The 24361-nt window shown below is 66.8% G+C and carries 28 protein-coding genes; 14 read left to right on the top strand and 14 right to left on the bottom strand.

Going from position 1 to position 24361, the window contains the following annotated elements; all coding sequences use genetic code 11:
* Nucleotides 1-8: 8 nt before the first annotated feature.
* A complete protein-coding gene (gene katG / locus EXE63_RS29065; RefSeq protein ID WP_168145835.1) occupies nt 9-2252 on the bottom strand; it encodes a catalase/peroxidase HPI in 2244 nt (747 codons plus the stop codon).
* A 62-nt stretch (nt 2253-2314) separates the two neighbouring features.
* Nucleotides 2315-2746 (bottom strand): Fur family transcriptional regulator, encoded by a 432-nt coding sequence (locus tag EXE63_RS29060; RefSeq protein ID WP_168144813.1) that lies wholly within the window; start codon nt 2744-2746, stop codon nt 2315-2317.
* 165 nt (nt 2747-2911) lie between these two features.
* Between EXE63_RS29060 and EXE63_RS29055 the strand changes: the two genes are divergently transcribed.
* Nucleotides 2912-3763, top strand: a complete 852-nt coding sequence (locus EXE63_RS29055) for a phosphotransferase (RefSeq protein ID WP_234904312.1) — start codon at nt 2912-2914, stop codon at nt 3761-3763.
* Nucleotides 3764-3777: 14 nt separating this feature from the next.
* On the opposite strand, the gene EXE63_RS29050 is transcribed toward EXE63_RS29055, so the two are convergent.
* On the bottom strand, nt 3778-4206 hold the full coding sequence (locus tag EXE63_RS29050) for a type II toxin-antitoxin system Rv0910 family toxin (RefSeq protein ID WP_168144812.1): 429 nt from the start codon (nt 4204-4206) through the stop codon (nt 3778-3780).
* A gap of 101 nt (nt 4207-4307) precedes the next feature.
* Entirely contained in the window at nt 4308-5066 is a 759-nt protein-coding gene (locus EXE63_RS29045) for a TetR/AcrR family transcriptional regulator (protein WP_210000092.1), read from the bottom strand.
* Between the two features lie 75 nt (nt 5067-5141).
* Between EXE63_RS29045 and EXE63_RS29040 the strand changes: the two genes are divergently transcribed.
* Nucleotides 5142-5759 (top strand): DUF5701 family protein, encoded by a 618-nt coding sequence (locus EXE63_RS29040; RefSeq protein WP_168144810.1) that lies wholly within the window; start codon nt 5142-5144, stop codon nt 5757-5759.
* Between the two features lie 17 nt (nt 5760-5776).
* On the opposite strand, the gene EXE63_RS29035 is transcribed toward EXE63_RS29040, so the two are convergent.
* Nucleotides 5777-5992: a hypothetical protein gene (locus tag EXE63_RS29035; protein WP_168144809.1), complete on the bottom strand. Its 216-nt coding sequence runs from the start codon at nt 5990-5992 to the stop codon at nt 5777-5779.
* A gap of 236 nt (nt 5993-6228) precedes the next feature.
* On the opposite strand from EXE63_RS29035, the gene EXE63_RS29030 reads away from it, so the two are divergent.
* Nucleotides 6229-6873, top strand: coding sequence for an FKBP-type peptidyl-prolyl cis-trans isomerase (locus tag EXE63_RS29030; protein ID WP_234904311.1), 645 nt, complete (start codon nt 6229-6231; stop codon nt 6871-6873).
* A gap of 293 nt (nt 6874-7166) precedes the next feature.
* Here EXE63_RS29030 and EXE63_RS29025 read toward each other — a convergent pair whose 3' ends face one another.
* Nucleotides 7167-7841: a Crp/Fnr family transcriptional regulator gene (locus EXE63_RS29025; RefSeq protein ID WP_105364730.1), complete on the bottom strand. Its 675-nt coding sequence runs from the start codon at nt 7839-7841 to the stop codon at nt 7167-7169.
* 152 nt (nt 7842-7993) lie between these two features.
* Here EXE63_RS29025 and EXE63_RS29020 point away from each other — a divergent pair, with 152 nt between their 5' ends.
* The 3 genes from EXE63_RS29020 to EXE63_RS29010 all read left to right on the top strand — a co-directional run bounded on the left by EXE63_RS29020 (nt 7994) and on the right by EXE63_RS29010 (nt 10392).
* A complete protein-coding gene (locus EXE63_RS29020; RefSeq protein WP_234904310.1) occupies nt 7994-8776 on the top strand; it encodes a cutinase family protein in 783 nt (260 codons plus the stop codon).
* A gap of 91 nt (nt 8777-8867) precedes the next feature.
* On the top strand, nt 8868-9539 hold the full coding sequence (locus EXE63_RS29015; RefSeq protein WP_168144808.1) for a nitroreductase: 672 nt from the start codon (nt 8868-8870) through the stop codon (nt 9537-9539).
* 118 nt (nt 9540-9657) lie between these two features.
* Nucleotides 9658-10392, top strand: a complete 735-nt coding sequence (locus EXE63_RS29010) for a cutinase family protein (protein WP_168144807.1) — start codon at nt 9658-9660, stop codon at nt 10390-10392.
* Nucleotides 10393-10402: 10 nt separating this feature from the next.
* Here the strand turns inward: EXE63_RS29010 and EXE63_RS29005 are convergent, their stop codons facing one another.
* Nucleotides 10403-10690: a putative quinol monooxygenase gene (locus tag EXE63_RS29005; RefSeq protein ID WP_168144806.1), complete on the bottom strand. Its 288-nt coding sequence runs from the start codon at nt 10688-10690 to the stop codon at nt 10403-10405.
* Between the two features lie 155 nt (nt 10691-10845).
* On the opposite strand from EXE63_RS29005, the gene EXE63_RS29000 reads away from it, so the two are divergent.
* The 3 genes from EXE63_RS29000 to EXE63_RS28990 are packed head-to-tail and all read left to right on the top strand — an operon-like array spanning nt 10846 to nt 12853.
* Complete coding sequence (locus tag EXE63_RS29000) at nt 10846-11556, top strand: cutinase family protein (protein ID WP_168144805.1); 711 nt, start codon at nt 10846-10848, stop codon at nt 11554-11556.
* A gap of 47 nt (nt 11557-11603) precedes the next feature.
* Nucleotides 11604-12443 carry a class I SAM-dependent methyltransferase gene (locus EXE63_RS28995; RefSeq protein WP_168144804.1) on the top strand — a complete coding sequence of 280 codons (840 nt, stop codon included), beginning with the start codon at nt 11604-11606 and terminating at the stop codon, nt 12441-12443.
* Between the two features lie 44 nt (nt 12444-12487).
* Nucleotides 12488-12853 carry an RNA-binding S4 domain-containing protein gene (locus EXE63_RS28990; RefSeq protein WP_168144803.1) on the top strand — a complete coding sequence of 122 codons (366 nt, stop codon included), beginning with the start codon at nt 12488-12490 and terminating at the stop codon, nt 12851-12853.
* A gap of 1 nt (nt 12854) precedes the next feature.
* Here the strand turns inward: EXE63_RS28990 and EXE63_RS28985 are convergent, their stop codons facing one another.
* Nucleotides 12855-13517, bottom strand: coding sequence for a hypothetical protein (locus tag EXE63_RS28985; RefSeq protein WP_168144802.1), 663 nt, complete (start codon nt 13515-13517; stop codon nt 12855-12857).
* A gap of 151 nt (nt 13518-13668) precedes the next feature.
* Between EXE63_RS28985 and EXE63_RS28980 the strand changes: the two genes are divergently transcribed.
* Nucleotides 13669-14796, top strand: coding sequence for a TIGR03364 family FAD-dependent oxidoreductase (locus EXE63_RS28980; RefSeq protein ID WP_168144801.1), 1128 nt, complete (start codon nt 13669-13671; stop codon nt 14794-14796).
* Nucleotides 14797-14800: 4 nt separating this feature from the next.
* On the opposite strand, the gene EXE63_RS28975 is transcribed toward EXE63_RS28980, so the two are convergent.
* The 5 genes from EXE63_RS28975 to EXE63_RS28955 all read right to left on the bottom strand — a co-directional run bounded on the left by EXE63_RS28975 (nt 14801) and on the right by EXE63_RS28955 (nt 18639).
* Nucleotides 14801-16381, bottom strand: coding sequence for a threonine/serine exporter family protein (locus EXE63_RS28975; RefSeq protein ID WP_168144800.1), 1581 nt, complete (start codon nt 16379-16381; stop codon nt 14801-14803).
* A gap of 239 nt (nt 16382-16620) precedes the next feature.
* Nucleotides 16621-17265 carry a dihydrofolate reductase family protein gene (locus tag EXE63_RS28970; protein ID WP_168144799.1) on the bottom strand — a complete coding sequence of 215 codons (645 nt, stop codon included), beginning with the start codon at nt 17263-17265 and terminating at the stop codon, nt 16621-16623.
* 139 nt (nt 17266-17404) lie between these two features.
* On the bottom strand, nt 17405-17608 hold the full coding sequence (locus EXE63_RS28965) for a cold-shock protein (protein ID WP_105363694.1): 204 nt from the start codon (nt 17606-17608) through the stop codon (nt 17405-17407).
* A gap of 267 nt (nt 17609-17875) precedes the next feature.
* Nucleotides 17876-18310, bottom strand: a complete 435-nt coding sequence (locus tag EXE63_RS28960) for an SRPBCC family protein (RefSeq protein WP_168144798.1) — start codon at nt 18308-18310, stop codon at nt 17876-17878.
* Nucleotides 18307-18639, bottom strand: a complete 333-nt coding sequence (locus EXE63_RS28955) for an ArsR/SmtB family transcription factor (protein WP_168144797.1) — start codon at nt 18637-18639, stop codon at nt 18307-18309. The genes EXE63_RS28960 and EXE63_RS28955 overlap by 4 nt, the downstream gene beginning before the upstream one ends.
* Before the next feature lie 94 nt (nt 18640-18733).
* Between EXE63_RS28955 and EXE63_RS28950 the strand changes: the two genes are divergently transcribed.
* Nucleotides 18734-19414 (top strand): DUF899 domain-containing protein, encoded by a 681-nt coding sequence (locus tag EXE63_RS28950; RefSeq protein ID WP_168144796.1) that lies wholly within the window; start codon nt 18734-18736, stop codon nt 19412-19414.
* Between the two features lie 30 nt (nt 19415-19444).
* Nucleotides 19445-21019 carry a class I adenylate-forming enzyme family protein gene (locus EXE63_RS28945; protein ID WP_234904309.1) on the top strand — a complete coding sequence of 525 codons (1575 nt, stop codon included), beginning with the start codon at nt 19445-19447 and terminating at the stop codon, nt 21017-21019.
* Here EXE63_RS28945 and EXE63_RS28940 read toward each other — a convergent pair.
* The gene (locus EXE63_RS28940; RefSeq protein ID WP_168145831.1) at nt 21000-21368 is read right to left on the bottom strand and encodes an NYN domain-containing protein; all 369 of its coding nucleotides are present in this window, start codon (nt 21366-21368) and stop codon (nt 21000-21002) included. The genes EXE63_RS28945 and EXE63_RS28940 overlap by 20 nt on opposite strands.
* A gap of 16 nt (nt 21369-21384) precedes the next feature.
* Here EXE63_RS28940 and EXE63_RS28935 point away from each other — a divergent pair, with 16 nt between their 5' ends.
* Nucleotides 21385-23775 (top strand): ATP-binding cassette domain-containing protein, encoded by a 2391-nt coding sequence (locus tag EXE63_RS28935; RefSeq protein WP_168145829.1) that lies wholly within the window; start codon nt 21385-21387, stop codon nt 23773-23775.
* A 49-nt stretch (nt 23776-23824) separates the two neighbouring features.
* Nucleotides 23825-24349, top strand: a complete 525-nt coding sequence (locus EXE63_RS28930) for a DUF4333 domain-containing protein (protein WP_234904307.1) — start codon at nt 23825-23827, stop codon at nt 24347-24349.
* The last annotated feature ends 12 nt before the right edge of the window (nt 24350-24361 follow it).

The following is a 24361-nucleotide window of genomic DNA, read 5'->3' as shown; positions in this document are numbered from 1 at the left end:
TGGGTAGATCAGTCCAGATCGAATCGGTCGTTGTGCATGACCTTGACCCATGCGGCGACGAAGTCCTCGACGAACTTGCCCTTGTTGTCATCCTGCGCGTAGACCTCGGCCAGAGCGCGCAGCACCGAATTCGAGCCGAACACCAGGTCATTGGCCGTGGCCGTCCACTTCACCTCGCCGGTGCCGCGGTCGTACCCGGTGTAGACGTTCTCGGCTGACTCCGACCCCTTCCAATCCGTGCCCATATCAAGCAGATTGACGAAGAAATCATTCGTCAGCGCACCGGGCCGATCGGTGAACACGCCGTGCTTGGTGCCGCCGTGGTTGGCGCCGATGGCACGCAGCCCGCCCACCAGCACCGTCAACTCGGGTGCCGTGAGGTCCAGGAAGTACGCCTTGTCGACCAGAAGTTGTTCCAGCGCCGTCTTCTCGCCTGGCCGCACATAGTTACGGAAACCGTCCGCGCGCGTTTCCAGCACCGCGAACGACTCCACGTCGGTATCCTGCTGGCTGGCATCGGTGCGCCCGGGTACGAAGTGCACCGTGACGTCGAAACCGCCGTCCTTGGCTGCTTTCTCGATCGCAGCCGATCCGGCAAGCACGATCAGATCGGCCAGCGAGACCTTCTTACCTCCGGCGGCGGAAACGTTGAAGTCCTGCTGGACCTTCTCCAGCACCGGTAGCACCTTGTCCAGTTCCGAAGGCTCGTTGGCTTCCCAGTTGCGCTGCGGTTCCAGACGGATCCGGGCGCCGTTGGCTCCACCGCGCTTGTCGGTGCCGCGGAAGCTGGATGCCGATGCCCACGCCGTTTTCACCAATTGCGGGACCGACAGCCCGGATTCGAGGACCTTACTCTTCAGCGCCGCGATATCGGCGTCGTCGATGAGGGGGTGGTCGACCGCCGGTACCGGATCCTGCCAGAGCTGTGGCTCGGCCACCCACGGGCCCAGGTAGCGGCTCACCGGTCCCATATCGCGGTGCAGCAGCTTGTACCAGGCCTTGGCGAACGCCGCGTTCATCTCTTCCGGGTGATCGAGCCAGCGCCGGGTGATCTGCCCGTAGATCGGGTCCACCCGCATCGACACGTCGGTGACCAGCATGGTCGGTTTCCGCGGTGGTCCGCCGAACGGATCCGGGATGGTCGCCGCTGCGTCCTTGGCTTCGAACTGCCAGGCCCCGCCCGGGCTCTTGGTCAGCTCCCACTCGTTGCCGTAGAGGATCTCCAGATAACCGTTGCTCCACTGCGTCGGTGTACCGGTCCACACCACCTCCAGGCCGCTGGTGATGGTGTCACCGGCGTTGCCGGTGCCGAACGGGCACTTCCAGCCCAGACCCTGCTGCTCGATCGGCGCTCCTTCGGGTTCGGGACCCACATCGTCGGCGCTGGCACCGTGCGTCTTGCCGAGCGTGTGACCACCGACGATGAGCGCTGCGGTCTCCTCGTCGTTCATCGCCATCCGACCGAAGGTTTCACGGATATCGTGCGCAGCGGCCAGCGGATCCGGCTTCCCCTCGGGCCCTTCAGGATTGACGTAGATCAGCCCCATGGTGGTGGCGCCGAACGGCTCAGCCAGCTCGCGTTTGTCGCTGTCGTTGGCTCCGCCGTAGCGCTTGTCGGTACCCAGCCAGGTGTCCTCCTGGCCGTACAGGATCTCCTCGGGTTCCCAGATGTCTTCGCGCCCGAAAGCGAAACCGAATGTCTCGAAGCCCGCAGACTCGAGGGCGACGTTGCCTGCGTAGACAATCAGGTCCGCCCACGACAGCTTGTTGCCGTACTTGCGTTTGATGGGCCACAGCAGCCGCCGCGCCTTGTCGAGGTTCGCGTTGTCGGGCCAGCTGTTCAGCGGGGCGAAGCGCTGCGCGCCCTGGCCGCCGCCGCCGCGCCCGTCGTGGATCCGGTAGGTACCGGCGGCGTGCCAGCTCATCCGGATGAACAGACCGGCGTAGCTGCCGTAATCCGCAGGCCACCAGTCCTGCGATGACGTCATCAGCGCAAGCATGTCGGCCTTGAGGGCCTCGACGTCGAGCTTCTTGAACTCTTCGGCGTAGTTCGAGGACTCGCCGAACGGGTTGCCCTTCGAGGACTGGCGGTGCAGCACCGACACATCGACCTGCTCCGGCCACCAGTCCTTATTGGTCAGCGGCGCATGTGACTTGGGGTGCGGTGAGTCGATGGCCGGGTTCTCGGATTCACTCCCGCTGTCTGTCTTGGTGTCGGAGTGCGGGGGCCGGGCATCGGAGGTGTCGGTCATCTTCTCGCCTTTCGTCGGTTTCATACGGGCTGCACAATGGTCGGATCAGGAAGTCGGATCAGTCAGGTGGTCCCCGATTTCACACAGTCGGGGCACAGACCCCAGTAGATGACCTCCGCCTCGTCGATATCGAAACCCAGGTCATCGGAAGCAGTCAGGCACGGCGCCCCGCCGACGGCACAATCGACGTCGGCGATGACGCCGCAGGACCGACACACCACATGGTGGTGGTTGTCACCGACGCGGGATTCATAGCGGGCGGTGGCCCCGGCAGGCTGGATGCGACGAGCCAAACCGACCGCCGTCAGTGCGTTCAGGATGTCGTACACGGTCTGGCGGGAGATATCGGGGAGTTGCCGTCGCGCGGCGGTGAAGATCGTGTCGGTATCGGCGTGTGCATTCATCTCGACGGCGTCCATCACGACCAGCCGGGGCCGGGTCACACGGAGTCCGGCCGCCCGCAACAACGACGTGGAGCCTGGGACGTCAGCCATCCACTCGAGTGTGGCCCGTTTCTTGGACACTATCAAGAATATTCGTGAATTCTTTGTGTGCCAGCATATTTGATACGTGAGAACTATCCCGATTGCGCGTCGATCGTGGTCGGTGCGCCCAGCGACCCGGCGGTTTCGCCGGGGCATGCGTATAGCGTGACGCGAGTGCGGTCTTGGCATGGTGGGCGACTCAGCGATCAACAGGCCGCCCTGCTGGAACGTTGGTTGCCGGGCGTGCAGGTCCGCCGCGATATGAGCTGGAACCTGGTGGACACGGTGGTTCTCGACGCCGATTCCAGTCGGGGGCGAGTCGTCATCAAGGCGGCCGGCCCACTGGATCACCACCTCGGCCGCGAGATCACTGCCTTCGAGGGCTACACCGAGTGCCTGGCGCGCAGCGGGCACGCCGCCCGCCTGCTCCATCAAGACCGGGCGGCGGGGCTTCTCGTGGTCAGTTTCCTCGACGGCCACCTCGTGGAGGGGTCGGCCGCCGAACTCACGATCGACACCCACCGGCAGGCCGGGCAGTTGGCGCGCACATTTCATGATCAAGGCGAACGTGTGGACCCCGGTTGGGAGCCCGCCGCGGTGGCGAAATCGCTCGCTTGGCTCGACAAGCCGCATCGCATCGCGCCGCAGACCTCTGCCGGTCTACGCACCGTGCTGAACTCTCACCGAACCAGACCCGTCGCGGTGGTGCCCACCCACGGTGACTGGCAGCCGCGGAATTGGGTCATCGACGCAGGCACGGTCAAGGCCATCGACTTCGGGCGCTTTTCCTGGCGTCCCGCGATCAGTGACTTCTGCCGACTGGCGGCTCAACAGTGGCGACAGCATCCGCAACTGGAGGACGCTTTCTTCGCCGGGTACGGCGGTGATCCCCGAACACCCGGGCAGTGGCGGATGTTCGCCGTGCATGAGGCCATCGGAACCGCAGTGTGGGCTCACCAGGTCGGTGACGAACCGTTCGAGCAACAGGGCCACCGGATGATCGCCGAGGCCCTCAAGCTGTTCTGAGGAGTCGCTTTTGGTCAGCGCAATGAGCTGAGGTTCTGCACCGAGTTCCGCACGTCGGAGGTGATCATCTTGGCGACCAGTGATCCGACGGGCCCACCGAGCAACCCCCCGGAAAGTTCGGCCACCAGGTGAAAGTTGGAGCCCGGCCGGTCGTCGGCCACGGTCATCGTCAGCGAGATGTGCACTCCTCCGCGGCCACGGCCCTGCAACCGGATCTGTCGCGGTTCGTCGTATTCGGTGACTTGCCAATGGATCGTGTTCCGAAAACCCTTGACCTTGATCGATGACGACACCTGGGTGCCCTCTTCGATCACCGCGGGCGGCGGGCTACGCCAACCGGCGAAGATGGTCAGCCACTCGTCGAACCGCTGCAGGTCGGAGGCCAACTTCCAGGCCTGATCTGGCGCCAGATCCGACGACACCGACACATCGACTTTCGCCATTTCTCCTCAGCGCTTCCTGTTGTACGGACATCCCTCTCGACTCCCATACCCACAACCGCCGATCGGACCACACCCAGCGGCGGATGCGCCGATGACATCGGTCACAGATCAGCGCCGCTCGCCGCCAGTCCGTCCAGCAACAGTCCTGCGGTGTAGTCGAGTGCCGCCCTGGGATCTGCGGAGGCGTTCGCGGCCAGTGAAGCGGCAGTTCCCACCCGCGCCGCCAAAGGGAATTCGCGCCCACGCATGGCGGTGGCCAGCGCCGGCCCCACCTGCTGCCACCACTGGTTGTCGTCGCGGTCGCTGGCCGCGCGGGCTCGTACGAGCCCGACCTGGTGGCGCGCCATGGCCGATGCGAGGCCGAGCAACCCGGTCAGTGCGTGGTCCATCTGGACATCGGTGAGTCCGACTCCGTCGAAAACAGCCAGTTCAGCCTCGTACTTCGCGGTCGTTCCCGGGCCGGGCACCAGTCGGTCGGCGGGAATCTCCAATGTCCAGGGCTGGGCGACGGCCACGTCGAAGTTTCGCTCGGCGACAAACAGCGCGGCGGCCCGCCGGTCAGGGCGGGCGGCCGGTAGGTCGTCCGCCTCATAGACCGCTGCCGCACACGCGTCGAGCATCAACTCCAGCAGTTCGGCCTTTCCGGGTATGTGCGAGTACAGACTCATCGCAGCGACCTCGAGCTCCGCGGCCACCCGCCGCATGGTGATCGCGTCGGCTCCCTCGCGCCGCGCGACCGCGGTTCCGGCACCCACGATCATCCCGAGTGACAGGCCCGATCGGCCGACCGGCCGTTCGTGGGACCAGAGCAGCTGCGAGAGCCGCACCGGGTCGCCCACGTGTGGCTTTGATCGCGGCATCACACCCCCATACGTTGTTCCGTACACTGTACGGAGTGCGCTGCCCGGAAGCGTGCCCATCCCCCTGGAGTGTCGATGTCCCTGACAGACCAGCTCACCGCGTTGCTCGACGCGGGTGTTGCCGAGGCCGCCGCGATATCCGCCGACGAGTTGCGCGGGTACGCGGCCGCGCTGCCCGACGAGCCCGGTGCCGTCATTGCCGTGCACCCCCGGCTCGCGCCGGCGCGGGCTCTCGCCCCGCTCCTGCGTCATGACGACAAGGCCGGCTTCGTGGTGACCGATCTGACCGATCTCGAGGCCTTCGAACCGATCGCCGGTGTCGCGATACCGGACACGCCGCTGTACCTGGTCCATGACGTCGACCGCGGCGACGACATGCGCAACTGGAGCCCCAAGGAGTCGCTACCGGTGATTGCCGAACGGGAACGCACCCCGTTGACCATCTGCGAAGGGATCAGCTGGCTGTTGCAAGAACCCAAACACCTTGAAGCAAATCACTGTTTCATGACGATCGCATCGCGCAAACGTGCCCGACAAGGCCTGGACGCCAGGACACCGGCGATCTGGATCAGCGGCGGAACCGGACGCGACGGGGTCGCGAATCGCGGTGCACCCAAGGTGGGCTGGTGCTGGGCGGGCAATCGACACACCTGGCTGGGTATGGCGTCGGCGTCCCGGCGCAGCCCGCTCTGAGCCCACCGCTCCCGAAACTAGCCTGCGTCGCCCGGTACGACATCTCGCCGGCGCACGCGCACCTGGAAGCTCTTCTCCCCCCAGCCGTCGGACACCTCGAAGTGCACCCGCTTGGGGCCTCCGAACAATGTTGTCGTCGTCACCGTCCCGGTGGCGCCGGCCGGCACGACCGGGACGTCGATCCCCTCGATCCGACGACGAGCTGTGACGATGTCACCTTTGCGAAACCCCATGTCGTTCCCCCTCATGATGTGCCCGGCCCCCGCCGGGCAGTCCCCTGGTTCTCCATGTTGGCGGCCGCGCGGCGTGTACGCAATCCGATTTGCCGCCCGCGCCGGTGAACACCTGACGAAAACAGCGGCAGCACAACAACTCAGCACGCACCGGTCACCGGCCGCCACCACTGCGCCGTCGATGACAGGTGCGCCGACCGGGCCTTCTGACCAAACGAAAGCGCTGCGCCGGTAGCGTGGCGAAGGTGAATTGCTCTCGCGTCCCCTCCTCCATCGCGCTCCTCGCCGGTGCTGCGGCCATCGCCATGACAGTGTCCGCATGCGGCTCTGACACCCAAAGTGCAGCCTCGACCAGCGCCTCCACCACCAACGATGTGTTCGACATCCCGGCCACCGCTGGTGACAACGCACCGATCGCGAGCCCGTGCCCGTCGGCCGCACCGGCAACCCCTGGCACACCGGAGTGGACGCTTTCTGGCGCCACCGGAAGCGTCGCGGTAACCGGATCCACCGACACCGCCTCGCCGGTCGTGGACGTGCAAGGACCGTTCAGCGTCACCGAGACACAGGTCCAGACCCTGAAGGCCGGCGACGGCCCGGTGGTTCCGGAGACCGCGACAGTGTCGGTCTGCTACATGGGTGTCAACGGACGCGACGGGTCGGTGTTCGACAGCAGCTACCAGACCGGATCTCCCGTCGACTTCCCGCTCGACGGTGTCATCCCGGGATTCCAGAAGGCCATCGCCGGCCAGACGGTCGGATCCACCGTCGCGGTCGCGATGACCTCTGCAGACGGCTACGCGGAGGGCCAGCCCGCCGCGGGCATCCAGAAGGGCGACACGCTCATCTTCGCCATCAAGATCCTGGAAGCCTCGAACTAGACGCTCAGCCCGCGTCCACGTCCTCCCTGGCGCTCCGGGAGGACGTGGACGCCCGGTTGTGAAGCCGCGACGCGGCACCCCCTGGAACAAAATCGGTTGCAAAGACGTGCCCGCCCGGCGTTGAGTGACACCACATGAACGAGGGGGAGAAAACGCAGTCGGCCGGCGTGGTCAGGCGCGCCGAATGCACGGGGGCGGCGCACGGCCCGCGCTGGGATGCTCTGCGCGCCAATGCTATCGGTTCGTTGTGGGGTCGGCCCGCACCCGAACAGTCGGTGCCGCCGGGCCGCTAGCTACCTGGCCCGGCGGGCCAGTTTCGCCGGTTCGAGTACGAAGACCGTCTTGCCCTGCTGACGAATCCAGCCGCGGTTCGCAAACTCCGAGAGCGCCTTGTTGATCGTCTCGCGAGACGATCCCACCAACTGCGCGAGCTCGAGCTGCGTCAGTTCGTGGTCCACCCGCAGCACATCGCCTTCGGTCTTACCGAAACGCTTGGCGAGGTCGAGCAATTGCTTGGCCACCCGCCCGGGCACATCGGTGAAGATCATGTCGCAGAGATCGTCATTGGTGCGCCGCAACCGACGCGCCAGCACCCGCAGGAGTTGCTCGGAGATCTCGGGGCGCTCGGAAATCCAGCCACTCAGCGCCTGCCTCGCCACCGCCGCCACCCGCACCTCGGTCAGCGTGGTCACCGTCGCCGTTCGCGGACCCGGGTCGAACAGGGCGAGTTCGCCGAACGTCTCCCCCGGCCCCATCACCGCGATCAGGCTCTCGCGTCCGTCCACCGAACGCTTGCCGATCTTGACCTTGCCCTGCACGAGGACATACAACCGGTCGCCGGGCTCTCCCTCGGTGAATACCGTGTGATTGCGTCGGAACGTGATCCACTCCAACTCGGCTTCGAGCGCCGCCATCGCGTCGGGATCGACATCCTGAAAAATGGCCGTGCGCGCCAGAACCGCGTTCAACGAGTTGCCTTTCCGGACATGGGCTGAAGTAACAGCTGCTTCGCGCCGCCGGAGACGGCCCGACACGCACTACCAAACTTTACAACCGAGAAACGATTCGTAACTCACGAGCACCGCGCGTGCGCGCGACCCGACAAGGTGAGTCTATTCATGTGCGACGTGGGCTGTGTCACGCGGTCACTACCATCGTCGACGAAGGACATTTCGCCGACACCGAGCAGATCCGTCCGTACACCGAGGAGGGCACGACAACGATGCGAGTTCAGTCCCGAGCAGTCGCCGCGCTGCTGGCAACCGCCGCACTGACCGGCGCAGGCACGGTGCTCGGTGGGTCGCCACCCGCCTCCGCTGAACCCTGCACCGACGTGGAGGTCGTCTTCGCCAGGGGCACCACCGAGCGCCCGGGCGCAGGCAGCGTCGGCAACGCCTTCACCGAGGCGCTACGCAGCCAGGTCGGCGACAAGACCGTCGGCCTATACCCGGTCAGTTATCCGGCGAACCACGACTGGCCCACCTCGGTCATCGGCGTCAACGATGCCGGCAACCGCATCCGCCAACTCGCGGCGGACTGCCCCGACACCAAGGTGGTGCTCGGCGGCTTCTCCCAGGGCGCCGCCGTCGCCCAGCTCGTGACCGCAGACGCCCCGGCGATTCCGCCGAACTCGTTCGCGTTCGGCACCACCACGCCGCTGGCACCCGATGTCGCCGGCCAGGTCGACGCCGTGGTGCTGTTCGGCAAACCCAACGACCGGTTCCTCTTCCTGATCGGCCAGCCCTACGTGCCCGTCGGCTCGGCGTTCGCGGCCAAGACTCTCGACCTGTGCGCCGTCAACGACCCGATCTGCTCGGGCGGACTGGATCCGGTGGCGCACAACCTCTACACCGCCAACGGCATGGTCACCGAGGCCGCCGGCTTCGCCGCCGCGCGGGTGTAGGACCACGCACCGGCCACGGGATTTCAAGGGCTCGCACCCATACGTCCGCTGCCAGGCTTGATCTCAAACAGATCAGAGAGGCAGGCGGGTCGTGAACGTATATGAGGCAGTGCAGAGCCGGCGGGCGGTGCGTGGGTTCACCGATGAGCCGGTCCGGGTGGACGTGCTGGAGAGGGTGCTTTCCGCAGCCGCGTGGGCGCCATCGGGGTCGAATTTGCAGCCCTGGCACAGCTATGTCGTCACGGGTGCGCCGCTGGAGCAGCTCAAGAAGGTCGCCGTCGAACGCGTCGCCGCGGGCGAACCCTGGGACGAGCGTGAGTTCCAGATGTACCCGCCGCAATTGGTCTCCCCCTACCGTGAGCGTCGGTCCCGGTTCGGCAGGGAGCGCTACACGGCGCTGGGCATCGCCCGCGAGGACTGGGAGGCCCGCCAGCGCGCGGCCATCGGCAACTGGGAGTGCTTCGGGGCCCCGGCTGCCCTGTTCTGTTTCATCGACCGTGGCATGGGCCGTCCCCAGTGGGCCGACCTCGGGATGTACCTGCAGACGGTGATGCTGCTGTTGCGCGCCGAGGGCCTGCACAGCTGCCCGCAGATGGCGTGGTCGCAGGTGCGCAAATCGGTCGAAGAGGCGCTCACTCCCCCGGTAGAGCTCATGCTCTTCTGCGGCATGTCGATCGGCTACGAGGATCCTGCCGTCGACTACATCCGCACCATGCGCGCCCCATTGGCAGAAACGGTGACCTTTGTCGGGGATGTCGACTGAGCCGGTGGTAGTGCTAGCCGGAACATAAGCAGTGGCGTCTGCGTCAATGTGCGGGTGCGGCGATCGCGGGATGCTGATGACCACATTCAAGATCGCCCACTGCAGACGAAGGATCGAAATGGCCACCAAGATGTCAGACACCCCGCGGTCGCACCGCGTCGAATACGCCGCCGCCGCGGTGTTGTTCCTGGCCGCAACCATGGGACCGCTGGCGACCGCCAAGGCATTCGCCGATCCGGCGGCGCCGTGCCCAGATGTGGAAGTGGTCTTCGCCCGCGGCACGTTCGAAGCCCCGGGCGTCGGTGCGACCGGTCAGGCGTTCGTCGACGCGCTCACCAGCCGGCTGGGCGCCGACAGCGTCGACATCTACGGGGTGAACTACCCAGCGTCCCTGGACTTCCAGGCCGCCACCGCGGGGATCGCCGATGCCAGCAACAGGATCGAGGACATCGCCGCGACGTGCCCGGACACCAAGATCGTCCTGGGCGGCTACTCGCAAGGCGCGGCTGTCGCGGGCTACACCACCTTCGACACGGTGCCGGCCGGGCTCACGCTTCCCGCCGGTATCGGGCCCATGCCCGCCTCGGTGTCACCGCACGTGGTGGCGGTGGCGCTGTTCGGCACCCCCGACAACTGGTTCCTGAACCTCGTCGACCATGACGCGCCACCTGTCACGGTGGGCTCGCAGTACGCCGCGAAGACGGTTCAGCTGTGCGCATCGGGAGACCCGGTCTGCTTCCCGGGCGGCCTGGATCGCAGCGCACACAGTTCCTACAAATCCAACGGCATGGCCGAACAGGCGGCGGACTTCGTGGCCCGCGCCGTCTCCGCCGCGCCCGTCTCGGCCACCTGATCCTGGCGGGTCAGCTCAGACTCCGCACGCCCGCAACGTCATACTCGGCGACTGCCGCCGACTTCATCGCCGTGCCTTGCTCGTCGGATGGGCCACTACCCCGGAACTGCTCGACCGCCGCTCGGGATTCCCAGCGTTCGTAGATGTTGATCCGGCCGGATTCCACCGCATCGGCGGCGATGGCGAAGTCCAGGCAGCCCTCTGCCCGACGCGCCGCTGCCACGACGCTGACGCACCCGGCCAGATAGGTGTCCTGCTGCGCCGGGTCGACGGTGATGTGTCCTGCCACGATGACCATGCTGGTGTGCTCCTCTCGTAGGAAACCGTGCCCAGATATCGACCCGACCGGGCCGCAGAACTCACCGCTGCTGTTTCAGTGGCAAATATCACGGGTACAGACCAGCAGGCCGGTCTGCAGCAAGGGCGCGCGCCGTATCCCGAAGGAGTTCGCTGATGAGTATTCGTCAATCCGTGCGTTTTCTGGGGGCCGGCGCCCTGATCGCGTCGGGTCTGGTGGCCGCAACCGCCGTTCCGGCCGCCTCCGCTGAGCCGTGCCCCGATGTCGAGGTCGTGTTCGCCCGCGGCACCGCCGAGGCGCCGGGCGTCGGCGGTACTGGTCAGGCTTTCGTCGATGCGTTCCGGGCCCAGACTCCCGGCAAAACGGTGTCGGTGTATCCGGTGAACTATCCCGCCAGCGACAACTTCGGCGACCGAATTGCGTTCGGGCAGAACGTGGTCGACGGAGTGCGTGATGCCGGCTCCCATATCGAGGCAACTGCGGCGGCGTGCCCGGACACCCGTATCGTGCTCGGCGGCTTCTCCCAGGGCGCGGTGGTCGCCGGCTATGTCACGGCCGATTCCGTCCCCGACGGTGTGCCCGAGGAGTACCTGCCCTCCATCCCGAATCCGTTGCCGGACGCCGTGTCCGAGAATGTGGCCGCGGTGGTGCTGCTGGGCAATCCGTCCGATGCGTTCCTCAACCAATTCGGCGCCCCGTTGAGCACCGTCGGTCCGTTGTATGCGCCGAAGACGGTCGAACTTTGCGCACCCGGTGACACCATCTGCGACGGGACCCCCGGCGGCATGCCGTCGATGGCGCACGCCATGTACGGGATCAACGGAATCGCCAATGAGGCGGCCGCCTACGCGGCAGGCAGGGTATAGCAGCAAGCGCTCCCCCGCGGATGTCACACTTGTCCGCAGGGGGACACATGAGTGACAGCGAGGCGATCGCCTCCAACAGAGCCAACTGGGATCAGCGCGCCGATGTGCACGTGCGTTCCCAAATGTACGACGTGGAAGGCTTTTTGGCCGATCCGACCCAGATCTCGGATGTCGTCGAACGCGATCTGGCAATGCTGAATGAGCACTTACCCGCCACCGGCGTGCGCGGTCGGTCCCTGCTGCACCTGCAGTGCCATATCGGCACCGACACGGTGTCCTGGGCACGACTGGGCGCGGTCGACGTCGCAGGGCTTGATCTGTCCCCGAATTCGCTGCAGCACGCGGCCCGTATCGCCGAAGCCGACGGCCGGCACATCGAATGGGTCGAGGGCGATGCCCGATTCGCGTCCGCCAAGATCGATCGCAGGTTCGACATCGTCGTCACCAGTGCCGGAACCATCGTGTGGCTACCGGAACTCGTCAACTGGGCTCGATCGATCCACGATCTGCTGAACCCGGGCGGGCTCTTTCTGATCCGCGATGACCACCCACTCCTGGCTGCGATGGAGTTCGAGCCCTGGCAGATCACCGATGATTATCTGGCCGGCGGTGGGACCAGGACCTACGACGATGCGGGCACCTACACAGAGAATTCGTCCGGCGAGATCACCCACACCACGAACCATGAATGGCGTCATGGCCTCGGAGAGGTGGTCAGTGCGCTACTCGGGGCTGGGTTGCGTATCGAGAAGTTCCGCGAACTGCCCTACATGGATTGGCCCGCGTTTCCGTCCCTGGTGTCCGGCCCTCAGGGGTGGACCATGCCGTCGGGGACGCCGCGGATCCCGCTGAACTTCGCCATCGTGGCCCGGCGGCCGGCTTCCTGAGCCGGGCGCCCGCGCCCTCGACCTCGGTGCGCGATGATGGAGCCATGGAGTCGACGCGGGTGGATCGCTGGTTGTGGGCGGTCCGGCTGACCAAGACCCGCCCCGACGCGGCGACGGCCTGCCGGGGCGGACACGTGCGGATCAACGATCGGGTCGCGAAACCGTCGGCGACCGTGGTCCCCGGCGACACGGTCAAAGCGCTGGTCGGTGATCGCACCCGGATCGTCGAGGTGGTGCGGGTCATCCAGAAACGGGTCGGTGCCGCCGACGCGGTGACCTGCTACCTGGATCGCACGCCCGTGGTCCCGCCGACGACCGTGGTGCCGGTGGCCGTGCGCGACCGCGGCGCGGGGCGGCCGACCAAACGCGACCGCCGGGTCCTCGATAAATGGCGGGCCGGACTGGGCTGAATCAGCCCAGCGGACCCTGCTGGATGATGGTCGGCGGCATCGGGGCGGGGGCCGGAACCGGCGGCGGTGCCGGGGCGCCCGGCGCGGGAACCCCGGCCGGAGCGGCGCCGGGTGCACCGATGGGCAGCGCCTCTGCCGGCGGATTGGGATCCGACAGCGAGACGAAGCCCGGCGGCAGCGGCGGGCCACCGACCTGCGGCGTGCCCTGCAACGACGGGGTCGAGGACGATGGATCGGTCAGCGACATGTAGCCCGGCGGGAGCTTGGGCGCCGGGCCCGCCCCCGGCGGTGCACCGGTCGGCATTCCGGCCGTCCCGGCCTCGGAGAACGCCGCCATCGGGTCATTCGACCTGGCCGCGTTCCACAGATCCTTGATGTAGCCGAGTCCGCCACCGGAGGAGCCCTGCCCGTAGGCCGGGTTCGTCATCGCCGGTACCGGCGGGGCGCCGACCGGCGGCGGTGCCGGCGGCGCGGCCACCAATTCTTCGGGATTCACTGCCACCGGCTGACCCGGGATCGGCGCGGCCGGGTCCCCCGGTGGCACCAGCGGCGCCGGCTCGGCAGCGGCCAGCCCGGCGGTGAACAACGCGCCCCCGGTGAGCAAGGTCGTCGCCAACGCGAGCTTGACGGTGGAGCGCGTCGCGGCACGCTGTCGATCGGTCATGGGTCAAAAGGCTAGCGCCTCGGCGCCGTCGGCGTCGCCGATAGACCACGCCGAACATCCCGACGGCGCCGAAGGTGACGAGCAGTCAAACCCCCGGTGAACGAATCCACCCCGCGCACCGCGGGATTCGCGGGCACCCGAAGATGGCCGCATGAATTCTGCAATCCCTGATCTGGTCATCGTCGGAGCGGGGATCATCGGCCTCGCCCACGCTGCCGAGGCCGTGCACCGCGGACTCACCGTGGAGATCGTGGAACGCGACTCCGAGGCCGTCGGCGCCTCGGTCCGGAATTTCGGCCACGCCTGCATCACCGCGCAGGGCCCCGCCCTCTTGGAGACGGCCCAGGCGTCCCGGCGCGGATGGCTGCGCACCGCGGCACAGAGCGGGTTCTGGGCGCCGGAGGCGGGCGCCGTCGTACTCGCGCGCAGTTCCGCCGAAGCCGCCCTGATCGAGGAGTTCCGCGACGCACGCGGCACCGAAGCCGTCCGGCTGCTGACCGCGGGTGAGGTGAATACCCGGTTGGCCGGGCCCGGCCGGACGCCCGATCCCGCGATCGTCGGCGCCGCCTGGTTCCCGGCGGATCTGCGGGTCGATCCGCGCACCACGGTGGCCACCATCGCCGCATGGCTCGCCGAGCAGCCCGGGGTGCGATTCCATTGGCGTACCAATGCCGTGCGGTGCACCGATGCCGCGGTGCACACCAGCCGAGGCGTGGTGCGCGGACGGCACGTGTTGGTGTGCGTCGGCCACGACCTGGACCGGCTGTATCCGGCGACCGCCGAGGCCAACGAGGTGGTGCGATGCCGGCTGCAGATGGCACTGGTGGGGGCGCCGGCCGGCTATGCCCTGGATTCGGCGGTACTGACCGGCACCTCGATGCTGCGGTACGAGGGCATGGCGAATCTGCCTTCCGCGGTGGCGGTGCGGGCCGAGCTGGAACGCGGCAACCCCGAATTGCTGGAGCTGGGTGCAAACATGATGTTCACCCGTCGGCCCGACGGCACCCTGCTGGTCGGCGATTCGCACCACTACGGCCGCACTGCGCCACCCTTCCTCGACGAACAGATGTCCGCGCATCTGCTCGGCGGGGTCAGCCGCATCCTCGGGGTCGACCATCTGCAGGTGCTGCAGCGCTGGCAGGGCATCTACGCCTCCAGCGGCCGCACCGATGTGCTGCGTGCGAGCCATGAGCCCACGGTCAGCTCGGTGACCGTGACGACCGGCCTCGGGATGACGTTGGCCTTCGGGCTGGCCGCCCAGACGCTCGACGCGCTGTAAGCGGCTAGTTCGTGGGACTGCCGTCGTCGGTGTCGACCGTCTCCTTCGGTGGCTCGTCGCCGTCGGAATCCTCGGCCGACGTCTCCGGCTCCAGGGCCACACTCTGCGCCCGGGGCGCGGGTACATCCGTGGCCGGCTGCAGACGCACCACCCGGCCCACTGCGCGGCGCAGGCCCGGCGGCCCCTCGATGCGGAGAAAGTCGCCGACTCGACCGGCCCGATAGCGCAGCGGTGAGCCCAGCAACTCCCCCATCACCACGCCACTGCCGATCGCCAGCGCGATCGCCACGGCCGACAGCAACTGGGCGATGCCGTCGAGGAATCGTTCGTCGACCGCGAAGTAGAACACCGACCGGAAGACCGCCAGACCCGGCAGCATGGGCGTGATGCCGGCGGTCGCGGTCACCAGTGCCGGTGCCTGACGCCGGATCGAGATCAGTGTGGCCAGCAGGCCGACGCCGACGGACGCAATCCCGGTGGCGAAAATATGCCCGATCTGGGCATGGCCGAGGCCGATGAGCGCCAACTGGGCCGCACCGGCCGCGAACCCGGCGGTCACCACCGAACGCAGCGGCGCGTAGCTCGCCAACGTCAGACACACTCCGGCCAAGGCGGCACCGAACACGGCGATGAAGATCGGCAGCGGTTCGCTCGGCACCACGAATGATTCGGTGGCGTCGACATGCAGGGCGATGGTGACACCGGCCAGGGTGGCGATCTGCAGTGCTGCCACGATGCCCACCACGATCCCCGCGGTCAGGAAGATCACGTCGCCGAGGCGCCCCACGGCCGTCAGCATGTGGCCGGTCAACGCATCCTGAACAGAACCGACGAGCGTCATTCCCGACAACAGGACCACGATGCCGGTGGCCACCAGCGCCGTCGGGCCCTGATCAGCGAACCGGTAGGCGGCCACCGCCACCAGGGTGGCGATCGCGGCCCCCACCGCGTGCTGGAAGAAGAACGGTGTGCCGATCCGGTTGAGGTACCGCCCGACCCGGTCGATCACCGCCGAGGTGACCGCCGCCAGTATGCAGACCAGCCAATTGCCGCCGAGCAGCATGGCGATACCGAGCGCGAAGCCCGCCCAGCCGGCGGTGGCCAGCCAGCGCGGATACGGATGTGGACGCTCACTGAGCACGTCCATTGCCTCATGGGCCTGATCGACGGTGACGCCGCCGGAGGTGATCCGGCGGACCAGCTTGTCCAACTCGGCCAACCGGGTGTAGTCGGTGGCGCGGGCGCGCACCGACCGCACGATGGTCAGCGGCGGGCTATCCGCGGTCGGCAACGCCGAGACGATGATGGTGGAGAAGGTGATGTCGACGACACAGTCGGAGAGCTGATACGCCTGAGCCACATCCTGAGCGGTCGCGGCGATATCGGCGGTGCCCGACCCCGACGACAACATGACCTCGGCCAGCCGGATGGTCAGGTCGAGAACCTTGCGGGTGTACACGTCACCGACGTGGTTGGCGCTGCGTCTGCGTTGTCCGGCGATCGGCGCAGGATCACGGCGACCACGAAGCGCGCCCCGCAGGCTGCGACGTGCGCGGGCCGTTTCTTCAGACCGATCGAAAACCATCACCGGACACGATACTGATCGGGCAGGACGCCGTCGCGAGGCCCACGTCGATCTCATCGAGAATCGGTCGCAGCATGGCGTTGGCGGTCGTTTAGCCGTCCGCCGAGAAGGTCAGATTGGCCCAGATCACCAGCGTCACATCGCTTTCCGGATCGCGGCCCAGGAAGGAAGTCAAGCCGGGCAGGTCGGCGCCCGAGACGACGCCTCCGGCGTGTCGGGTGGGCCCGTGCAGGTAGCCGTCAGCGTCGCCAAAACAGGTGATGCGTGACGCCGCTGGGGCTGGGCACGACATCGCGATGGAATCTGTCGAGCAGGTCATCGGAACTCTCCCACAGCCGCGACCCCCCACCGAGCTGGACCGGCGCCACCGCGACGTGCAGCGTGTCGACGAGATCGTCCTGCAGGAACTGCCGAATGGTGTGCGCCCCGCCGCCGAGCCGGACGTCCTTGCCCGCGGCGGCCTCTTTGGCCCGCTTCAGCGCAGTGGCCGGGCTGGCGTCGATGAAGTGAAATGTGTTGTCCGACAAGGAGAACGACGGGCGCTGATGGTGTGTCAGCACGAAGACCGGGGTGTGGAACGGCGGCTCGTCGCCCCACCAGCCCTGCCAGTCGTGGTCGGCCCAGGCGCCGCGATGGGGACTGAACTTGTTGCGGCCCATGATCTCAGCCCCGATGTTGCGGGCGAACTCTCTGGTGAAGTAGTCGTCGATACCCCGACTGCCACCGGGATCCTTGCGATTGGGCCAGCTCGCGGTGGCACCCGCCCAGGACATCAAATCCGCCGGGTCTGCGTGCCCGAAGGGACGCTCGAAGCTCTGGTCGCGGCCGGCTCCGAAACCGTCTTGCGATACCGCGAAATTGTGCACTCTCAGCAGTTGAGCCACGCGTTCCTCCTCAGACCGTCAACGGACACTGATCAGACCGGGTTGCGTGCGGAAAGTCATCGCGAAGGGTTGCGATACACGAAACCCCCGGCCCGACTCACGCTGAGCGTGATATCGGTCCGGGGGCTCGAGGAGGTCTTTACAGGCCGGTGACGCCGACCGCCTGGGGGCCCTTGGCGCCCTGGGTGATGTCGAACTTCACCCGCTGGTTCTCCTCCAGGTTGCGGAATCCGCCGGCCTGGATCTCGGAGTAGTGCACGAAAACGTCCGGTGCACCGCCGTCAGGAGCGATAAAGCCGAAGCCCTTTTCGCTGTTGAACCACTTAACGGTTCCTTCTGCCATGTTCTTACTTCTTTCTTCTTTTTTACTGGCCGAACGTCATGTCGACCAAGCCTGGTTGTGCGACCGATGGTCGCTCAATTCAGTGGGGTTCTGGGGTGTGCGATGCCGGCACAGGCCGTAAAGGGGTGATACTGACCCCGGCCGCGATTCGGCCGAACACAGACACGTCGATTCACGAGTGCGACGTATTCGGCCAGCGTACCAACTGCACGTCCGACGACCTAATTTTCGCGCCGGCCGGCGTTTCCGCGGCGGAAGCAACCGCCTTCAGGCGTTCAAGCGATCCGCCAGCTGATCGGCGGTCTTGAGCCACCCGTCGTGGAAGTTCTCGTACTCCTCCGGCGGCAGCATGACGTGCTCGATGGACATCAAGGTCTGATCGTCCCGCACCGGTTCGAAGGTCACCGTGACCATGCTGGAGGCCGTCGGGTCCACCCAGTATGAATTGGTCCAGGTGAATCTCAGCAACCGTGGCCGTTCGATACTGACGAACTGCCCCGTGATGAGCACACTGGCACCCCGGTCGTCGACGTCGAAGCGGAACAGCCCGCCCACCCGCGGTTCGACGGTCACCGTGACACATCGAGTGGGGCGCGGACACATCCACTCTCGCAACGATTCCGGGTCCAGCCACTCGTCGAACACCTCCTCTGGGCCGGCCGGCATGATCCGCTGCACGTGCACCGTGCGCGCCTCGGTCATCGCCCGTCCTTCTTGCGACGCAACCGCTCGGCAAGTGCATCGGCGCGAGTCGACCAGAAGTCGGTCTGTTCCCCCATCCACTGTGCGGCCGGGGTCAGGCCCTCCTCGCGCAGCGAGAGCCAGTGTTCACGACCACGCACTTCGCGGGTCACCAGACCTGCTGTCTCCAGGACTCCGATATGGCGGGAGACTCCCGCGAACGTCATCGGCATCGGGGCGGCCAGATCGGTGATGCGGGCATCCCCTTCCCGCAAGGCCTCCAGCAATCGGCGACGCGTCGGGTCCGCCAGCGCGGCATACGCCCGGTCGAGCAGCTGATCTTCAACCATTCTGTTGACTATATCGGGTCGGCTGTGGTCTCCTCGGTTAATATTCAACAATGTTGTTGAATGATTGAGCAAGCTCGGACGACAGGGAGACACGATGAAGACACCACCGATAGTCAGCGCTCAAGAGTGGGCGGTCGCCCATTCCGAGATGTTGGTGAAGGAGAAGGAACTCACCCGGGCCCGGGATGCACTTGCGGCGCAGCGCCGCCGGATGCCGTGGACCCCGGTGCGGAACGACTACGCCTTCGACGGACCGAACGGCAGGGTTGCCCTGCCCGATCTGTTCGACGGCCGGCGGCAGCTGATCGTCTACCGCGCGTTCATGGACCCCGGCGTACACGGCTGGCCGGAACACGGTTGTACCGGCTGCTCCTTGATGGCCGATCACGTGGGCGACCTCAGCCATCTCAACGCCCGCGACACCACACTGGTCTACGCGTCGCGCGGCGCGCAGCGGGACATCACGCGGATCAAGGACAAGATGGGCTGGACCATCCCCTGGTACACCATCGTCGAGGAATCGGGCCTCGCCTTCGACGCCGACTTCGACGTGGACCAATGGCACGGCACGAATGCCTTCATCCGCGAGGGCGATCAGATCTTCCGGACCTATTTCGTCAACAACCGCGGCGACGAGGCGTTCGGCACCACCTGGAGCTATCTGGACATCACGGCGCTGGGCCGTCAGGAATCGTGGGAAGACTCCCCGGCGGGTTACCCCCAGACCCCGCCCTACCAATGGTGGAGATGGCACGACGCGTACGGCGACCGCTGAGGTGCGCAGTTCATCGGCGATGATCAAGGGGTGACATCTCCGCACACTGTTGTAACGCCGCTGACTGTTCCCGCGTTGTTGGCCGGCCGGGTTCGCGCATCCGGGCAGGACACCTATGTCGTCGCGCCGAACGGACGGCTGACCTACGCACAGGCCGATGCAAGCTCTGCCGATATCGCCCGCCGGCTGTTGGCCGCGGGCGTCGGCAAGGGCAGCCGGGTCGGACTGTTCTTCCCGAACGGGCTCGACTGGATCAGCTGGTGGCTGGCGCTGTCTCGGATCGGCGCGCTGGTGGTGCCGTTGAGCACCCTCTACGCGCCCGCCGAAATCGCCAAGGTGCTGCGGCTGGCCGATATCGGCACGCTCATCGCGCCGGCCGAAGTACTCGGCACCGATGTCGGCGGCCGCTTCGAGTCGGCGCTGCCCGAACTCCGGGGTCAGGACCGTGACGCCCTCGCGCTCACCGCCGCACCGTATCTGCGCCGCATCGTGCTCACCGAGGACACCGGGTACCGCTGGGCGACCCGGTGGGACGATCTGACACAACAGGTCTCACCGCAGGTGCTCACCGCGGTGGAGGACGAGGTGTCCCCCGCCGACCTGGCGATCATGGTGCACACCTCCGGTTCGACCGCCGACCCCAAGGGTGTCCTGCACACCCACGGCACCCTGGTGCGACAGACATCGGCTTGGCCGGTCGCGATCCGTGCGGTCACCGGGACCCATCACCGGCCCCGAATCCTGTGCGCCATGCCGTTCTTCTGGATCGGCGGTTTGCTCGCCGCCATGGGTGCCCTGCAGGACACGATCACGCTGCTGGTCATGGCGCGACTCGACCCGGGGACCGCCCTGGACCTGATGGAGTCCGAACGTGCCACCGGCATCATCGGCTGGCCGGCGTTCACCCAGCGGTTACGCGACCACCCCGGGTTCGCCGACCGCGACCTGTCCAGCGCACCGATGCTGCGGGACGGCCCGCTCGACATCGCGATGACCGATGTGCCCGACGGATTTCCGGTGCACCGCACCATGTCCGAGACCGCGGGCGGATTCGTCCACACCGAACTCGCCATCGTCGATGCCGACGGCAGGCCCGTTCCCGACGGCACCACCGGGGAACTGTGGATCCGCGGGGTCGGGGTGATGGCCGGCTACAACAAACGCGAACGCGCCGAGGTCTTTGACGCCGATGGCTGGTACCACACCGGCGACCGTGTCTACCGGCGAACCGGTGACCCGCGGCTGTTCTACGTCGGCCGCAGCACCGACCTGATCAAGGCCGGCGGCGCGAATGTGTCACCGCTGGAAGTCGAGGCGGTGATCTCGGCGCTGCCCGATATCGCGCAGTGTGTGGTGCTCGGGCTCCGGCATCCGCAGCGGGGTGAGGAGGTATGCGCCGTGGTGGTCCCGGCGGTGACAGGTCTGGATCTGGACGGCATCCGGCAACTCGCGCGTGAGCAGTTGTCGGTCTACAAGGTTCCCACCCGGTGGGTGATCGCCACCGCTGACCAGATCCCGACCCTGCCCAGCGGGAAGTTCGATCGGAAAGGGTTGCTTGCCAACGTCATCGACGGTGTGTTGCCGATCAGTCCAGCAGCTCCCTGAAGCGGCCGGCCGGGAACGTCGCGGCGCCGGCGGCCTGAACGCGGGCGGCCAGCGCACCATCGGAGGTCACCACCGTGATGTCCCGCGGCGCGTCGGCCTCACCGACCAGCCGGACGATCTCGTCATCGGCGGAATTCGCTGCCGCCCGTGGCGCATGCGCCACGCCGATCGCCGCCGACTGCAGCGGAGGTGACATCGGCCGCTCCAGCACCACCGTCACATCGTGGGCGCCCGCCGCCGCCCAGCGCTCGATCTGCCCGATCAAGGTGGTGAGCGCGCCCCGGCGGTCCTTCCACCAGCCATCCGGTCGCGAACCCACGACGTTCATGGCGTCCACGATCCAGTGCATGGCAACATCGTCCTCCATGCCGCATGCCGCCGACAGCCACGACCTGATCCGGGTGACCGGAGCGCGGGAGAACAACCTCAAGAACGTCGATATCGAACTGCCGAAGCGCCGTCTGACGGTGTTCACCGGCGTGTCCGGCTCCGGCAAGAGCTCGCTGGTGTTCGACACCATCGCCGCCGAGTCCCAGCGACTGATCAACGAGACATACAGCTCGTTCGTGCAGGGTTTCATGCCCAGCATGGCCCGCCCCGACGTCGACGTGTTGGAGGGCCTGACCACCGCCATCATCGTCGACCAGCAGCGCATGGGCGCCGATCCACGCTCCACCGTCGGCACCGCCACAGACACCGGGGCGATGTTGCGAATCCTGTTCAGCCGGTTGGGTACACCGCACATCGGGTCCCCGCAGGCCTTTTCGTTCAACGTCGCCTCGATCAGCGGTGCCGGCGCGGTGACGTTCGAGAAGGGCGGCAAGACCGTAAAGGAGCGCCGCGATTTCAGCGTCCTCGGCGGCATGTGCCCGCGTTGCGAGGGGCGGGGCGCCGTCAACGACATCGATCTGACCGCGCTCTATGACGACAGCAAGTCGCTCAACGAGGGCGCGCTCACGATCCCGGGTTTCAGCATGGAGGGCTGGTATGGCCGAATCTTCAACGGCTGCGGCTTCTTCGACCCGGACAAGCCGATCAACACCTTCACCGACAAGGAACTCGACGCTCTGCTGTACAAGGAGGCCACCAAGCTCAAGATCGACGGGGTGAACCTGACCTACCTCGGACTGATCCCGCAGATCCAGAAGTCGTACCTGTCCAAGGATGTGGACGCGATGCAGCCACATATCCGCGCTTTCGTCGAACGTGCCGTCACCTTCACCACCTGCCCGGACTGCGGCGGCACCCGACTCTCCGAGGCTGCCAGGTCATCGACGATCGAGGGCGTCAACATCGCCGACGTGTGCGCCATGCAGATCACCGATCTCGCCCGGTGGGTCGGCACGCTCAGCGAGAAGCCGGCGGCCAAACCACTGGCGCCACTGCTCACCGCACTCGGGCACACCCTGGATTCCTTCGTCGAGATCGGCCTGGGATATCTGTCACTGGAGCGCCCGGCGGGCACCCTGTCCGGCGGAGAAGCCCAGCGCGTGAAGATGATCCGGCACCTGGGATCGGCGCTGACCGATGTCACCTATGTCTTCGACGAGCCGACCATCGGGCTGCATCCGCATGACATCGCACGGATGAACAATCTGCTGTTGCAGTTGCGGGACAAGGGCAACACCGTGCTGGTCGTCGAGCACAAGCCGGAAACGATCGCGGTCGCCGACCATATCGTCGACCTGGGCCCCGGTGCCGGCAGCGCCGGTGGCGAAGTGGTGTTCGCGGGCAGCCTCGCGGCGTTGCGCAAGAGCGGCACGGTCACCGGCCGCCATCTCGACGACCGCGCGGCGGTGAAGGAGTCGGTGCGAGAGCCCAACGGGGCTTTGCAGATCCGCGGGGCCGCCACCCACAACCTGCGTGACATCGATGTCGACATCCCGCTGGGCGTCCTGGTTGTCATCACCGGGGTGGCCGGTTCGGGTAAGAGTTCGCTGATCGACGGATCGGTGGCCGGTCTCGACGGCGTCGTCACCATCGATCAGGCCGCGATCCGCGGTTCGCGGCGCAGCAACCCGGCCACCTACACCGGCCTGCTGGAGCCGATCCGCAAGGCATTCGCCAAGGCCAACGGTGTGAAACCCGCCCTGTTCAGTTCCAACTCCGAGGGCGCCTGCCCCACCTGCAATGGTGCCGGCGTGATCTATACCGAGCTCGGCGTGATGGCCACGGTGGAATCCACCTGCGAAGAGTGCGAGGGACGCCGCTTCCAGGCTTCGGTGCTGGAATACACGCTGGCGGGCAAGAACATCGCCGAGGTGCTCGCCATGCCGGTGACCGAAGCCGTGCGACATTTCGCCAGCGGTGCGGCCAAAGTAGCAGCAGCACAGAAGATCCTGGGCCACATGTCCGATGTCGGGCTGGGCTACCTGACCCTCGGCCAGCCGTTGACCACCCTGTCCGGCGGCGAGCGGCAACGCCTCAAGCTGGCCGCCCGCCTCAGCGACAAGGGCGCCGACGACGGTGCGGTCTTCATACTCGACGAGCCGACGACCGGCCTGCACCTCGCCGATGTCGAGCAACTTCTCGCGCTGCTGGACAGGCTGGTGGACGCCGGAAAGTCGGTGGTGGTGATCGAGCATCATCAGGCCGTGATGGCCCACGCCGACTGGATCATCGACCTGGGCCCGGGCGCCGGACACGACGGCGGGCGGATCGTCTTCGAGGGAACCCCGCGGGACCTGGTGGGCGATCGTTCGACGCTGACCGGACAGCACCTGGCCGACTATGTCGGCGCGGCCATCCGCGGGTGAGAACTTTTACCCATATCCCCCGCCGGCGATGGGAGATTAGCCTCGTGAGGTGTCCAATCGATCGCGCCTGATGCTGTTGATGCTGCCCGCGGCCCTGGCCAGTTGCTCGTTCTCGATGTCCGCGGGCGGCCCGGATTACGCGAAGCTGGAGAGCGCCATCACCGACGAATTGAACTCGAGCTACCAGAAGATCGACCGCGAGGTGTCCGACGTCGCCTGTGAGAAACCCGAGAAGGCGCCGAAGGCGGGTGACAAGTTTCTCTGCAACGCCGATGTCGACGGCTCAACGGTGCGAGTGCAGGTGGTTGTCAGCGACGACGAGGACAACGTCGAGTTCAGCACCCTCGACGTCATCTTCGATCTGTCGCAGACAGCACAGGGGCTGACCAAGGAGATCTCTGCCGACAGAGGATTCGCCGTCACGGTGACCTGCGGCGAAGGGCTCAAGGTCGTCGAGGTCGGTGAATCGTTCGAATGCACCGCGGCTGACCGGCGTGGAGACACCCGTCCGGTGAAGGTCACTCCCGGCGGTGTCGACGAAGACGATCGTTGGGAGCTCATCGGGGTGAACTGAGTCCTGCCGATC

Origin of the sequence: Mycolicibacterium frederiksbergense, from assembly GCF_012223425.1 — a bacterium.
GTDB lineage: Bacteria > Actinomycetota > Actinomycetes > Mycobacteriales > Mycobacteriaceae > Mycobacterium > Mycobacterium frederiksbergense.
This window is presented reverse-complemented; position numbering and strand designations above follow the sequence as displayed.

Bases quoted from the DNA above. Each gene is read 5' to 3' on its own strand.
- katG (WP_168145835.1), bottom strand. From the start codon at position 2,252: ATGACCGACACCTCCGATGCCCGGCCCCCGCACTCCGACACCAAGACA.
- EXE63_RS29060 (WP_168144813.1), bottom strand. From the start codon at position 2,746: ATGGCTGACGTCCCAGGCTCCACGTCGTTGTTGCGGGCGGCCGGACTC.
- EXE63_RS29050 (WP_168144812.1), bottom strand. From the start codon at position 4,206: ATGGCGAAAGTCGATGTGTCGGTGTCGTCGGATCTGGCGCCAGATCAG.
- EXE63_RS29045 (WP_210000092.1), bottom strand. From the start codon at position 5,066: ATGCCGCGATCAAAGCCACACGTGGGCGACCCGGTGCGGCTCTCGCAG.
- EXE63_RS29040 (WP_168144810.1), top strand. From the start codon at position 5,142: ATGTCCCTGACAGACCAGCTCACCGCGTTGCTCGACGCGGGTGTTGCC.
- EXE63_RS29035 (WP_168144809.1), bottom strand. From the start codon at position 5,992: ATGGGGTTTCGCAAAGGTGACATCGTCACAGCTCGTCGTCGGATCGAG.
- EXE63_RS29010 (WP_168144807.1), top strand. From the start codon at position 9,658: ATGGCCACCAAGATGTCAGACACCCCGCGGTCGCACCGCGTCGAATAC.
- EXE63_RS29005 (WP_168144806.1), bottom strand. From the start codon at position 10,690: ATGGTCATCGTGGCAGGACACATCACCGTCGACCCGGCGCAGCAGGAC.
- EXE63_RS29000 (WP_168144805.1), top strand. From the start codon at position 10,846: ATGAGTATTCGTCAATCCGTGCGTTTTCTGGGGGCCGGCGCCCTGATC.
- EXE63_RS28995 (WP_168144804.1), top strand. From the start codon at position 11,604: ATGAGTGACAGCGAGGCGATCGCCTCCAACAGAGCCAACTGGGATCAG.
- EXE63_RS28990 (WP_168144803.1), top strand. From the start codon at position 12,488: ATGGAGTCGACGCGGGTGGATCGCTGGTTGTGGGCGGTCCGGCTGACC.
- EXE63_RS28985 (WP_168144802.1), bottom strand. From the start codon at position 13,517: ATGACCGATCGACAGCGTGCCGCGACGCGCTCCACCGTCAAGCTCGCG.
- EXE63_RS28980 (WP_168144801.1), top strand. From the start codon at position 13,669: ATGAATTCTGCAATCCCTGATCTGGTCATCGTCGGAGCGGGGATCATC.
- EXE63_RS28975 (WP_168144800.1), bottom strand. From the start codon at position 16,381: ATGGTTTTCGATCGGTCTGAAGAAACGGCCCGCGCACGTCGCAGCCTG.
- EXE63_RS28965 (WP_105363694.1), bottom strand. From the start codon at position 17,608: ATGGCAGAAGGAACCGTTAAGTGGTTCAACAGCGAAAAGGGCTTCGGC.
- EXE63_RS28960 (WP_168144798.1), bottom strand. From the start codon at position 18,310: ATGACCGAGGCGCGCACGGTGCACGTGCAGCGGATCATGCCGGCCGGC.
- EXE63_RS28955 (WP_168144797.1), bottom strand. From the start codon at position 18,639: ATGGTTGAAGATCAGCTGCTCGACCGGGCGTATGCCGCGCTGGCGGAC.
- EXE63_RS28950 (WP_168144796.1), top strand. From the start codon at position 18,734: ATGAAGACACCACCGATAGTCAGCGCTCAAGAGTGGGCGGTCGCCCAT.
- EXE63_RS28940 (WP_168145831.1), bottom strand. From the start codon at position 21,368: ATGCACTGGATCGTGGACGCCATGAACGTCGTGGGTTCGCGACCGGAT.
- EXE63_RS28935 (WP_168145829.1), top strand. From the start codon at position 21,385: ATGCCGCATGCCGCCGACAGCCACGACCTGATCCGGGTGACCGGAGCG.